This window comes from Spiractinospora alimapuensis (assembly GCF_018437505.1).
In the GTDB taxonomy this organism is placed as follows: Bacteria; Actinomycetota; Actinomycetes; order Streptosporangiales; family Streptosporangiaceae; genus Spiractinospora; species Spiractinospora alimapuensis.
This window is the reverse complement of record NZ_CP072467.1, coordinates 2337276-2349911: the sequence shown is the minus strand read 5'-3', so window position 1 is coordinate 2349911 and position 12636 is coordinate 2337276. Positions and strand designations below refer to the sequence as shown.

Here is a 12636-nt window from a genome sequence, read left to right as displayed (position 1 = left end):
CGAGCACCGCAGCACGGGGGCCGACCATTCAGGGAAATCCCATGACTGTGCAGTCCTCAGTCCCCTACACCGACCCAGCAATGGAGATGCATCGCGGAGGGAAGCTCCGTGTGGAGTCCTCAGTGCGGGTCACCGACCAGGAGAGCCTCTCCCTCGCCTACACCCCCGGTGTCGCCCGCGTGTGTGAGGCCATCGCCGACACGCCCGAACTCGTGCACGACCTCACCTGGACGAGCAACGTCGTGGCCGTCGTCACCGACGGCTCGGCGGTCCTGGGGCTCGGTCCCATCGGCCCACAGGCCTCCCTGCCCGTGATGGAGGGCAAGTCGCTGCTGTTCAAGGAGTTCGCCGGACTGGACTCCGTGCCGATCGCCCTGACCTGTGGCGAGGTGGACGAGATCGTCGAGACCGTGGAGCGGATGGCCCCGTCATTCGGGGGCATCAACCTGGAGGACATCTCCGCGCCCCGCTGCTTCGAGATCGAACGTCGACTGCGGGAACGCCTGGACATCCCCGTGTTCCACGACGACCAGCACGGAACCGCGATCGTCGCGCTGGCCGCCCTCCGCAACGCGGCACGGGTCACCGGCCGCGGCCTGGGTGACCTTCGCGCCGTCGTCTCCGGCGCGGGGGCCTCCGGGCTCGCCGTCGCCAACATCCTGCTCGACGCCGGGATCGGCGACCTCGCGGTCGCCGACAGCAAGGGCCTGATCTACGAGGGCCGTCCCGGGCTCAACCCCCAGAAGGAGCGGATCGCGGCGCGAAGCAACCGGGCTGGCCTCAAGGGGTCGATCGAGACCGGTATGGCCGGCGCCGACGTGTTCATCGGCCTCTCCGCCAGCGAGGTGCGCGAGGAGGTCGTCGCCACCATGGCGTCGGACTGCGTCATCTTCGCGATGGCCAACCCGACCCCCGAGATCTCCCCGGACGTGGCCGGCCGCTACGCCAGTGTCGTGGCGACCGGGCGTAGCGACTACCCCAACCAGATCAACAACGTGCTCGCCTTCCCCGGCGTGTTCCAGGGCGCGCTGCGGGTGCGGGCCTCGGACATCACCGAGGGAATGAAGGTGGCGGCCGCGGACGCGCTGGCCGACCTGGTCGCCGCGGACGCCCGTCCCGACTACGTGATCCCCGGCCCGTTCGATGAGCGTGTGGTCCCGGCCGTGTCCGCGGCCGTGGCCGAGCGGGCGCGCGTCGACGGCGTCGCCCGACTGTGAGACAGCGGGCTCGGGGGCTGGTCCGTCCCCGAGCCCGCCATCTACTCTCGGAGCCATGTTCGCTGTCACCGCAACCCACACCGATAACGACGACCCACTCGCCGGACTCACGCTCGGTGAGCACCCGGAGCCGCGCCCCGCGGAGGGCTGGACCACGGTGGACGTACGTGCGGCCGCCCTCAACCACCACGACCTGTGGAGTCTGCGCGGGGTCGGCCTCCCCCAGGAGCGACTGCCGATGGTGCTCGGCTGCGACGCGGCCGGTATCGACGAGGACGGTCGGCCCGTCATCATCCACTCCGTGGTAGGTGACGCCACCGTGGGCGAGGGCGACGAGACCCTGGACCCCAAGCGTTCGCTGCTGTCCGAGGTTCACGACGGCACCTTCGCCGAACGTGTGGCCGTGCCCCGCCGCTGCCTGGTCCCCAAGCCCGACGGCCTCAGCTTCGAGGAGGCCGCCTGCCTGCCCACCGCGTGGCTGACCGCCTACCGCATGGTGTTCGAGAAGGCGGGGGTCGAGCCGGGCGCCCCCGTGCTGGTGCAGGGCGCAGGCGGGGGAGTGGCCAGCGCCGTCATCCAGTTGGCCAGCACCATCGGCCTGCGGGTCTACGCCACCAGCCGCAGCGAACACAAGCGCCAGGAGGCCGAACGCCTCGGCGCCTACCAGGCCGTCCCCGCGGGGGAACGCCTGCCCGAGCGGGTGCAGGCGGTGTTCGAAAGCGTGGGCGCCGCCACCTGGGCCCATTCCGTTCGCTCGCTCCAGCCCGGCGGCAGGATCGTCGTGTGCGGCGCCACCAGCGGCCCCGCCCCGTCGGCCGAGCTCGCCCACGTCTTCTTCCGCCAACTCTCCGTCGTCGGCTCCACCATGGGCACCCGCCACCAACTCGGCCGGCTCGCCGAGTTCCTCGTCCGCACCGGAGTCCGTCCCCGGATCGATCGGGTGCTCCCGCTCACCGAGGCCAAGGAGGGCTTCCGCGCGATGGAGCAGGGCGAGCTGATGGGCAAGGTCGTCTTCACCACCTGACCGCCACGCCCCCACGCCCCATCCCCCGATCAGGATCTCTCCACCCCCATCAGGGCTCGCGCACATCCACCAGGTGGATGTGCGCGTTCACCTGCTATGCCAGGGGGAATCGCGCACAGTGCCGAAAGGAGACCAGGTGACCGTCTCGGACGTGGGCCCACCTCCGCCGCGTCTGCGGGAGCTGGCGACTCGCCTCGATGTTCCTCCCGGGTTCCGGGTTGAGGTCCTCGGCGGGGCTATCGTGATCTCGCCGATTCCACCGAAGAAGCACGGGGGCTCGCTTCGGCGGCTCCATGATCAACTCTCTCCGCGATTGCCGGACGGGCGGGTGGCGCTGCGGGTCTGTTCGGTCGAGGCCGTGGAGGGCGAGGACTACGCGTCTCCCGATCTCCTGGTGACGACGATCGAGGTCGAGGACGAAGAGGGCTGGCTGGTCAGCCCCGAGGCGGTGGACGCCGTGGTGGAGGTGGTCTCCCCGGGTAACGCCACGACCGACCTCACGGTGAAGCCAACGCTGTACTCGCGGTGGGGGATACCGATCTACCTCGTCATCGACCCACGCCACGGGACGCTCCGGCTGTACTGGGATCCCCAAGACGGTGAGTACCGCGCGAAGCACGACACCACCTTCGCTCAGGGAGTCGAGCTGCCCGAGCCGCTGAAAGGGGTCGTGCTGGACACCGCGGACCTTCCCCGGTACGGAGTTCGCCGCTGAGCGCTGGTCACCACGACCCCAGGAGTGGAGCGTCGGGTCGTCGCCGGCGCCACGCCTCGGACGCGCGGCCCAACCGGTCCTTGTTGGCGACACCATGGACGGCGGCGATCCTCCCGTCGCGGACGCTCAACGCGACCACGCCCACCATCCGGTCGTCCACCAGGGCCAGCACGGCCGGGGAGCCGTTGACACGACCGGAGTAGAACATGGGGGTACCGCCCGCCATGCGTCGTTTGGCCGTGCTGGGCTTGAACCCGGCCCGCATCACCTGGGCGATCTTGGTGGGATCCGCGTAGCGCATGAGCGTGCGGGACAGCCCCGCACCGTCGCTGACCGCGGTCGCGTCGTCGGTCAGTAGCGCGACGAGCCGTTCGGTCTGCCCGGAGGAGGCGGCCTCGACGAAGGCCTCGACGATCCGGTCGGCGGAGGCGCGGTCGATCTCGCTCACGTGGCGTTCGGCCGCGACCCGTTCGCGCGCGCGGTGCGCGTGCTGCTGGCTCGCGGACTCCGAGATGTCGAGGATCTCGGCGACCTCGGCGTGCCCGTAGGAGAACGCCTCACGGAGCACGTACACGGCGCGCTCCACCGGAGACAGACGTTCCAGCAGCATCAGCACCGCCAGGGTCACCGAGTCGCGCTGCTCCACCGTCTCGGCCGGGCCCAGCATCGGGTCGCCGTCGAGGAGCGGCTCCGGCATCCACTCGCCGACGGCGCGTTCCCGCCGGGCCTGGGCAGAGCGGAGCCGGTCCAGCGACACGTTGGTGACCACTTTGGTCAACCAGGCCTCCGGCACCAGGATGTGGTCCCGGTCGGCGGCCTGCCAGCGGAGGAACGTGTCCTGCACCGCGTCCTCAGCGTCGGCCGCCGAACCCAACAGGCGATAGGCGAGCGAGGCCAACCGGGACCGGTTGGCCTCAAAGCGCTCGACGGTGGCGGCGTCCATGAGCATCACGCTAGTCCGTGACCCTCTCCGAGGCACGGTGCGGCGCGGCGGTCACGCGCCGTCCCCACGTCGGGAGTCCGTAGGTCGGGTTGTGCATGTTCCAGGCCGTGTTCCGGTACACGAACCGCTTGTAGTAGGCGGCCGAACGCCCGCGCAACGACCACGCCTTGGATCGGCCCGTGCCGTCGACCATCTGGAAGATTCCGTCGTTCTCCCCGAGACTGACGCAGTTGCCGAAGTAGGCGAGTGGCAGGGTCAGACCGGCCTCGTGGCCGGTCAGGTCCCTGATGATCGCCGCCGTCGCCCGCATCCGGGTGAATCCCGCCGTGGCGCACGACATCGGGAGTGCTCGCCCGTTTCCACCGACGGCGAGGACACTGTCCCCGGCCGCGTACACCCCGGGGTGCGAGACCGAACGCATCATGTCGTCGACGGTGACGCGGCCGTTCTCCTCGACCGCGAGACCGCTCGCGGCGGCGATCGGATGCGCGGCGAATCCGGCGGCCCACACGGTCATGTCGGTCGGGAACGTCGCCCCGCCGGACGTGACGACCTCCGACGCCCCGACCCGTGTGACGGTGGCGTGCTCGTGTACGGGGACGCCGAGCCGGTCGAAGGCACGCAGCATGTGCTGCCGCGCTGACGTCCCCAGCCAGCCGCCAAGCTGGTCGGTGGTGACGAGCGAGACCCGGAGATCGGGCCGGGCCTCCGCGATCTCGGTGGCGGACTCGATCGCGGTCAGGTTCCCACCCACCACCAGAACCCGGGCGTTCTCCCCCAGCGCGGCGAGGCGCTCGCGCACGCTGCGCGCCGACGGTTCACTGGTGACGTCGAAGGCGTGCTCGCGCACTCCGGGGACGCCACCGTCGGAGACGGAGCTACCGAGTGTGTAGAGCAGCGTGTCGTAGCCGAGTTGGTCGGTTCCCTCGTCGTCGGCCACGGTCACGGTGCGGGCGTCGGCGTCGACCGCGGTGACGCGTGCCACCCGGAGTCGGATCCCCGTGCCGGCGAACATGTCCGTCAGCCGGTGCCGGGGGAGTTGGTGTCCCGCGGCGAGTTGGTGCAGGCGAATCCGTTCCACGAAGTCGGGTTCGGCGTTGACGACCGTGATCTCGACGTCGTCACAGTGGAGATGGCGGGCGAGGTACCCGGCGGAGGCGGCCCCCGCGTAACCCGCTCCGAGGACGATGATGCGGTGTCGCATGATCTTGCTCCTGTCCGTTCGCTTGTTGTTCGAACGAGACAGCCCACCGATCCCTGACAGCGATACGTGTGGCGTGGGTCACTCTCAGGGGAGGTGGGTTCCGCGCTCCGACGTGGTGAAGGAGGGGAGGGCATCCTCGGGGAACGGTGGCAGTGGCCCGCCGGGTGCCACGTCCCAGAGGTTGTCGGCGCACCACGCGATCATCTCCGTCTGCCAGTCCGGAGAGCCCGCCACGTACTGGACCGCGAGGAAATGCACCTCGGGCAGCACGCCGCCCTCCATGGCGCGCTCCCACGCCTGCCGCTCGACCCGCTCCGCGTGGTCGAGCGCTCCGACCTCGTCAAGGGCCCGCAGCGCCTCACCGATCCGCACCTGAGCGCAGATGGCCTGCTCGGCCTCACCGATCTCGCTGACGGGCCCCACGGTGCCCTCCCAGCCCGTGGGCGTCTCCGGCACGTCGTCCCCCGGCGCGCACGCCGACACGATCAGGACCCCCGTCACGAGCCCCGGAATCCCACGCAGCCCCACGATCCCCTCCGATCCCGAACCACGACCCAGGCCACTGTTCGCCGAGTGTGGCACCGGGACCAGGATGAGGAGACGAGACACCAACGCCTGGCCCAAAGCGGCCACCCCGGGTTCCGCCCCCGGCCAGGCAGACGGGCCCGCCGAGGTGCTCCGAGACGCCTGCCCCGGACCGGTCGGTCGTCGGTGGCGCCACATCGCTCCGGCCCGCCCGCCGCGGTCGACCAGTCGACCGCGCGATCGCTGGTGGTGGCGCCGCCGAACGCTCCCAATTCAGGCCGAGCATTGACGGACGCCGCGCGTTCCGGGTGGTTGAGGTCGGGGACATCCGTGGTGCCTCCGCCCTTCCGGAGGCCGCCCCACTCCTGTCCGGAACGACACGCGACTTGGGTGAGCGCAGGCCTCGCCGGGGCGGCCCAGTGCGTTGGGCAGGGATCGCGGTGCCCAACGCCGAATCCCCGGTCCATCAACCAAGGAGTCCGTTATGGGCGGTGGGTCCCAGCCGCGAGTGGGCAACCAGGGGAGTGATCGTCCGGGGGTGCACTGGGTGTCGACGACTTCGGGTGGGTGAGCGCGGCGCCGCTGGCGGATCGGGTAGACGGTGCGGGCCGATCCTGTGGGCCTTGCCTTCCACTCGGGAGCGGTGTGGGGCCGTCGAGGCGGGGAGCTGCCGGACGAAGGCTTTGCGGGTTTCATGGGCTGAGCCACGGCGTCGGACGTCGGAGCCCGCCATGGGCGGGGTCCCAGCCGCGAGCGGGCGGCCAGGGACAGGGTTCGTCCCGGGGGCACTGTCCCCGACCCTGCCGCCGTACGGATACCACACGCTGGGTGGTGACAACCTCGGGTGAGCGCAGCGCCGATGGAGGAACGGGTCCGTTGACTGAGCGGCAGCGAGCCGGTAGACGCTCGCCTGTGGGACGGACAGGCTCCGCCACGCGGGGGAGGGGGTGATCCAGGTGTGGGCGCGCGATGTGGGGCCGTCGAGGCGGGGAGCTGCCGGACGAAGGGGGTCTCGACGGTGCGGGATTCGCGGCGTTGACGACCAGTTGAGCCCTGACGCCCACATCGGATCCGTGGGCGTGCACGCGGGGCGCCTCCGGGCGCCCCGCCGCGCACCCACAATGGGTGATGCCGGGGCCGATACGGCCCCGGCATCACCCATCCCCCGACATGTGGGTCGTCAGTCGGCCTTCTTGTCGTCGGTGTCGTCTGACGCCGGCTTCTCGTCGGTCGCGGGTGTGTCGTCCCGGCCGGCGGTGTCGTCGCACCGGGGGCCCCAGTCCGCGGCGTCACGACGGATGACCTCGACGGTGTCGTCGAGGATTCGGCGGAGGTTCTCCACGGTGGACTCCCCGACCTGGCCCGCGTCCTGCACGACACGTCGCACGCGATCGCTGAAGTCGTTCATCGCCCGGTCGAACTCCGGCTTGGACCCCCACTCAGTCGAGCCCCAGGAGCCGAAGCCGCGGGAGACCTTCTCCCACTCGCGACTCCACCACGCCCCGCGAGTGCTTTCCCGTTCCGACTCCTCCGAGGCGGCGCGTCCCCACACGTCCTCGTTCTCGTCGGTCGGCGTCTCCTCGCGTTCGCTTCCGCGCCGCTCGCCGCGGTTCGCGCGTTGGCGAGCCTCGTTCGCGGCGCCCTTGAGCTCCTCCCGCAGCGTGGTGATCGTGTCGCGTACGTCGCGCTTCACGGCGCGGGCGATCTCGTGGGCGGAGTCGATCAGGTCGTTCTCCAACGCGCTGATGTCCTCGGTTCGTCGGTTGAGCTCCTCGCGGCCGGCATCGGTGAGGCGATAGACCTTACGACCGTTGACCTCCTCGTGCGTGACCAGCCCTTCCTCCTCCAAGCGAGCGAGGCGAGGGTAGATCGTGCCGGGCGAGGGTGAGTAGACGCCAAGGAACCGGTCCCGCAGCAGCGAGATGATCTCGTACCCGTGACGCGGGCTCTCGTCGAGTAGTTTCAGCAGGTAGAGCCGCAGCCGCCCATGGCCGAAGATGTTCGCCATTACTCCTCACTTCCCCTGGGGATCGCGGCAGGCGCGTCGGGTGCGCGGCGCAGCAGGTCCACGGAGCCCGACACCGTCGTCGTGGTCACCGACGCCGGATCGACTCCGCTGCCCACGTTGCCGCCCATCCGGCGGTAGGCCCTCTTGTCCCGGTTCTCCAACGTGAACTCGGTGTTCAGCTTGCCGGTAGCGGTACGCAGGTCGACGCTCGCGGAGGTGTCACCCGGAACCCGGAGGGCGATGTCGCCGGACACCGAGGCGAGTCGGACCCGACCCGCGGAACGCACGTCGACATCGCCGAGAAGCTGCCCGGACCCGGTCTTCGCCGACAGGTCGGACAGGTTGCCGCCGGCGATGGCGAGATCCCCGCTCACGCTGTTGAACTTCAGGTTTCCGGCCATGTCTCGGATGTCGAGGTTGCCGGAGGCCGTGTTCACGTCGACCGACCCCGCCATGTCGTCCAGGGTCACGTTCCCCGACGCGCTGCGGATCGCGGTGCGTGCGGTGAGCCCCGCCGCCACGACGTCACCCGACACCGTGGCGACCTCCACCGGGCAGTCGGGTGGAACCCGAAGGTACAGGGTCGCCGCACGGCGTCCCAGTCGGCGGTAGGCGCCGAGCTTGGTGTCCCGGATGCGGTCGAAAATGCCGTTACGGGTCAAGTCCTCGTAGGTGAGGGTCAGAATTCCCGCCTCATGCGTGGCCAGGATCGGGGGACCCGAGACCTCGCTCACCTCGAAGCTGACCAAGTCCTGGGTGGGGAGGATGTTGACCCGCCCACCCACGATCCGCACGTGTAGCGCGACGATTCCGTCGAGCGTGCGGGTCATCGAGTCCTCGATGCTCCACCGTGCCATCGCACACCCCTTCACGTTCGCTGTGATTCGACGATATATCGTGTCTGACAAAAGTCAAGATATGTCGTGAACCTGAGCGCTGGGGCGCGAACGGCCTCAAACCACTAGAGCATGCCAGCGAGCGCGAGCCAGTGGGCCGGGGTGCAAAAAAGACGGGGGCGCGGTCTCCCGCGCCCCCGTCTCACTCACTCGTCTTCGTCATCCGGTCGGGCCAACCAGGTCGCCAGCCGTTCCACCGCGGTCTCGTGCTCCGGATGGATGTCGGTGAAGATGCGTAGCTGGTCAGCGAGCCAGGCAAGGGTCACTTCCTCCTCGCCCCGGCGTTGCTCCAGCTCCTCGATCCCCCGGTCGGTGTAGTACACGGCGCCTCAGCTATCCGCGGGCGGGAAGACCGTGTCGATCAGCGCCCGCTGCTCGTTCTCGTGCCGCTTGGCCGACCCCGCCGCGGGAGCGGAGCTCGCCGGACGGGACACGTGGGCGAACGGCCGGTCAAGCTGCTCGGCGAAGGTCAGCGCCACGAACGGCCACGGCCCCATGTTCGCCGGCTCCTCCTGCACCCACAGCACCTCGCCGGCGTTGGGGTAGCGGTTGAGCTGCTCCCGGATCTCCGAGATCGGCAACGGGTAGAGGCGCTCGACCCGGACCAGGGCGGTGCTGAGATCGCCGGTGGCCTTCCGCGCCGCCTCCAGCTCGTAGTAGATCTTGCCGGAGCACAGCACCACACGCCGGACGTCGTCGGCCTGCAGGTCCCCAGTGTCCGGGATGACCGGCTGGAACGCCCCGGAAGTGAAGTCCGACGCCGGCGACGTCGCGGCCTTCAGGCGCAGCATCGACTTGGGCGTGGCCACCACCATCGGACGGCTGAGCGACGAACGGACCTGCCACCGCAGCAGGTGGAAGTAGTTCGCCGGCGTGCTCGGCAGCGCCACCGTCATGTTGTCCTGCGCGCACATCTGCAGGAACCGCTCGATCCGTGCGGAAGAGTGGTCCGGCCCCTGGCCCTCGTAGCCGTGCGGCAGCAGCAGCACCACACTGGAACGCTGGCCCCACTTCTGCTCACCGGAGGAGAGGAACTCGTCCAGGATGGTCTGCGCGCCGTTGACGAAGTCGCCGAACTGGGCCTCCCAGGCGACGAGCGCGTTGGGGCGCACGACCGAGTAGCCGTACTCGAAGCCCAGCGCGGCGTACTCGCTGAGCAGCGAGTCGTGCACGTAGAACTTCGACGTGCCCTGGTCGAAGGCCTTCAGCGGGGTGTGCGTGGCGCCGGTCTTGCGGTCCACCAGCACCGCGTGGCGCTGGCCGAAGGTGCCACGGCGGGTGTCCTGACCCACCAGCCGCACCGGGTGCCCGTCGATCAGCAACGAGCCCAGCGCCAGCATCTCTCCGGTGGCCCAGTCGATGGCGTCGTCGGTGACCATCTGCGCGCGCCGCTGGAGTTGCGGTGCGAGCCGTGGGTGGGTGGAGAATCCCTCGGGCAGGTTGAGCTGGGTGTCGACGACCCGCTTGAGGACCTCGCCGGAGATCGCGGTCGGCGCGTCGGCGTGGTCGATCCGGCCCTCGTCGAAGGTCTCCGGACGGACGACGGCGCCGGACTGCGCCGGATGGTCCGACGCCTCCCGGGTTTCCACGAAGGCCCGCTCGAGCTGGTCCTGGTAGTCCCGCAGCGCCTGCTCGGCCTCGTCGAAGGTGATGTCGCCGCGGCCGATCAGGGCCTCGGTGTAGAGCTTGCGCGTGGAACGCTTCGCGTCGATCACGTCGTACATCAGCGGCTGGGTGAACGCGGGGTTGTCCCCCTCGTTGTGGCCCCGACGCCGGTAGCACACCATGTCGATGACGACGTCCTTGTTGAACGCCTGGCGGTACTCGAACGCCAGGTGCGCGACGCGCACCACGGCCTCGGGGTCGTCGCCGTTCACGTGGAAGATCGGGGCCTGCACCATGCGCGCGACGTCGGTGGAGTACACGCTGGACCGGCTGTCCTCGGGCGAGGTGGTGTAGCCGACCTGGTTGTTCACGATCACGTGCACGGTGCCGCCGGTGCGGTAGCCGCGAAGCTGGGACAGGTTGAGGGTCTCGGCGACCACGCCCTGGCCCGCGAACGCCGCGTCGCCGTGGATCAGGACCGGCAGCACGGTGAAGCCGTGCTGGCCCTTGTCCAACAGGTCCTGCTTGGCGCGGGCGATGCCCTCGGCCACGGGGTTCACGGCCTCGAGGTGGCTGGGGTTGGCAGCGAGCGTGACGTTGATCTTCTCCCCGGTCGGGGTCTCGAACACGCCGTCGGTGCCCAGGTGGTACTTGACGTCACCCGACCCGTGCGAACTGCGCGGGTCGATGTTGCCCTCGAACTCACCGAAGATCTGCGCGTAGGACTTGCCGCAGATGTTGGCCAGCACGTTGAGGCGGCCCCGGTGGGCCATCCCCATGACGACCTCGTCCAGGGAGCTGCGGGCGGCCTCGGAGATCACCCCGTCCAACAGGGGGATCAGGGACTCTCCGCCCTCCAACGAGAAGCGCTTCTGCCCGACGTACTTGGTCTGCAGGAACGTCTCGAAGGCCTCGGCGCTGTTGAGGCGGCGCAGGATGTGGAGCTGCTCGTCCCGGGAGACGGTGTCGTGGCCACGGCGCTCGATGCGCTCCTGGATCCACTCCCGCTCCTCCGGGCTCTGGATGTGCATGTACTCGATGCCCACGGTGCGGCAGTAGGTGTCGCGGAGGACACCCAGGATGTCGCGCAGCCGCATGACGGGCTTGCCGCCGAATCCACCCGTGGGGAACTCGCGCTCCAGGTCCCACAGGGTGAGTCCGTGTTCCAGGACGTCGAGGTCCGGGTGACGGCGCTGCTTGTACTCCAGCGGGTCGGTGTCGGCCATGAGGTGGCCCCGGACCCGGTAGGCGTGGATCAGCTCCTGGACCCGGCTCGCCTTGTCCAACTCGGTGTCGCGGTTGATGGAGATGTCCTGGACCCAGCGCACCGGCTCGTAGGGCAGGCGCAGGGAGCGGAAGATCTCGTCGTAGAAACCGTCCTCGCCCAGCAGGAGCTGGTGGATACGCCGCAGGAACTCACCCGACTGCGCACCTTGGATGATCCGGTGGTCGTAGGTGGAGGTCAGCGTCATGATCTTGCTGACGGCCAGTTGGTTCAGGGTCTCCGGGGCGGCGCCCTGGAACTCGGCCGGGTACTCCATCGAGCCCACACCGAGGATCGCGCCCTGCCCCTGCATGAACCGGGGAATCGAGTGCACCGTACCGATGCCACCAGGGTTGGTGAGGCTGATCGTGGTGCCCTGGAAGTCGGAGACCGCGAGCTTGCCGGCGCGGGCCTTGCGCACGACCTCCTCGTAGGCGGTCCAGAACTCCTTGAAGTCCAGCGCCTCCGCGCCCTTGATGTTGGGCACGAGGAGCTGACGGGTGCCGTCGGACTTGGGGATGTCGATGGCGAGGCCCAGGTTGACGTGCTTGGGCGTGGCCAGCCCCGGCTTACCGTCCACCTCGGCGTAGGCGGAGTTCATCGCCGGTACGGTGCTCAGCGCCTTCACCATCGCGTAACCGATGATGTGCGTGAAGGAGATCTTCCCGCCGCGCGCCCGCTTGAGGTGGTTGTTGATGACGATGCGGTTGTCGAACAGCAGCTTCACCGGCAGCGAGCGAACACTGGTGGCCATGGGCAGGCCGAGACTGGCCTCCATGTTCGTCGCGGTGCGGGCGGGTGTGCCGCGCATGCGTTCGGTGGTGACGGCGAGCAGGTCGTCCTGCTCCCCGGCCTCCTGCTCTGTGGCCTCGGCCTTGGGGCGACTCGACGAGCCCGCCGCGGCCCGAGGTGCCGCGGGAGTCGTGGCGGCGCTGGCCGACGACGCCCCGGTGGCGCTGCTCGACTTGTAGTCGGCGAAGAAGTTCCACCAGGCCTTATCTACTGAGTTCGGATCGTCGAGGTACCTGCGGTACAGCTCCTCGACCAGCCACTCATTCGGTCCAAAATCCGTGGGGGGTTGCGACGACTCAGACGACACGGCGGTGATCGCCCACTTCCGGTGCTCGCGTGCTGCTGATGGTTGCGGAGACGGCCGCACCCCACGCCACCGTGACGCGACATTGGCCGGTGGAACCGGTGGACGGTCTCCCGGCCACAGGTTACCGAGTTTTGTC

Annotated in this window: 10 protein-coding genes; 3 read left to right on the top strand and 7 right to left on the bottom strand. The window is 69.5% G+C overall.

Annotated features, from left to right (window positions below):
- The first annotated feature begins 41 nt into the window (after positions 1 to 41).
- The 3 genes from J4H86_RS10665 (at position 42) to J4H86_RS10655 (ending at position 2956) form a co-directional block, all read left to right on the top strand.
- Positions 42 to 1217, top strand: a complete 1176-nt coding sequence (locus tag J4H86_RS10665; RefSeq protein ID WP_236543349.1) for an NAD(P)-dependent malic enzyme — start codon at positions 42 to 44, stop codon at positions 1215 to 1217.
- A 55-nt stretch (positions 1218 to 1272) separates the two neighbouring features.
- Complete coding sequence (locus J4H86_RS10660) at positions 1273 to 2241, top strand: zinc-binding dehydrogenase (protein ID WP_236543348.1); 969 nt, start codon at positions 1273 to 1275, stop codon at positions 2239 to 2241.
- Positions 2242 to 2377: 136 nt separating this feature from the next.
- Positions 2378 to 2956, top strand: coding sequence for a Uma2 family endonuclease (locus J4H86_RS10655; protein ID WP_236543347.1), 579 nt, complete (start codon positions 2378 to 2380; stop codon positions 2954 to 2956).
- A 7-nt stretch (positions 2957 to 2963) separates the two neighbouring features.
- Here J4H86_RS10655 and sigJ read toward each other — a convergent pair whose 3' ends face one another.
- From sigJ to J4H86_RS10620, 7 genes are all read right to left on the bottom strand, one after another.
- A complete protein-coding gene (sigJ, locus tag J4H86_RS10650) occupies positions 2964 to 3899 on the bottom strand; it encodes an RNA polymerase sigma factor SigJ (RefSeq protein ID WP_236543346.1) in 936 nt (311 codons plus the stop codon).
- A gap of 10 nt (positions 3900 to 3909) precedes the next feature.
- Positions 3910 to 5103 carry an NAD(P)/FAD-dependent oxidoreductase gene (locus J4H86_RS10645; protein ID WP_236543345.1) on the bottom strand — a complete coding sequence of 398 codons (1194 nt, stop codon included), beginning with the start codon at positions 5101 to 5103 and terminating at the stop codon, positions 3910 to 3912.
- An 84-nt stretch (positions 5104 to 5187) separates the two neighbouring features.
- The gene (locus J4H86_RS10640) at positions 5188 to 5685 is read right to left on the bottom strand and encodes a hypothetical protein (protein WP_236543344.1); all 498 of its coding nucleotides are present in this window, start codon (positions 5683 to 5685) and stop codon (positions 5188 to 5190) included.
- Between the two features lie 1123 nt (positions 5686 to 6808).
- On the bottom strand, positions 6809 to 7636 hold the full coding sequence (locus tag J4H86_RS10635) for a PadR family transcriptional regulator (protein ID WP_330932516.1): 828 nt from the start codon (positions 7634 to 7636) through the stop codon (positions 6809 to 6811).
- Entirely contained in the window at positions 7636 to 8493 is an 858-nt protein-coding gene (locus tag J4H86_RS10630) for a DUF4097 family beta strand repeat-containing protein (protein WP_236543343.1), read from the bottom strand. The genes J4H86_RS10635 and J4H86_RS10630 overlap by 1 nt, the downstream gene beginning before the upstream one ends.
- Positions 8494 to 8678: 185 nt before the next feature.
- Complete coding sequence (locus J4H86_RS10625) at positions 8679 to 8855, bottom strand: DUF6104 family protein (RefSeq protein ID WP_236543342.1); 177 nt, start codon at positions 8853 to 8855, stop codon at positions 8679 to 8681.
- A 6-nt stretch (positions 8856 to 8861) separates the two neighbouring features.
- A complete protein-coding gene (locus tag J4H86_RS10620) occupies positions 8862 to 12500 on the bottom strand; it encodes a multifunctional oxoglutarate decarboxylase/oxoglutarate dehydrogenase thiamine pyrophosphate-binding subunit/dihydrolipoyllysine-residue succinyltransferase subunit (RefSeq protein WP_236543341.1) in 3639 nt (1212 codons plus the stop codon).
- Between the last annotated feature and the right edge of the window lie 136 nt (positions 12501 to 12636).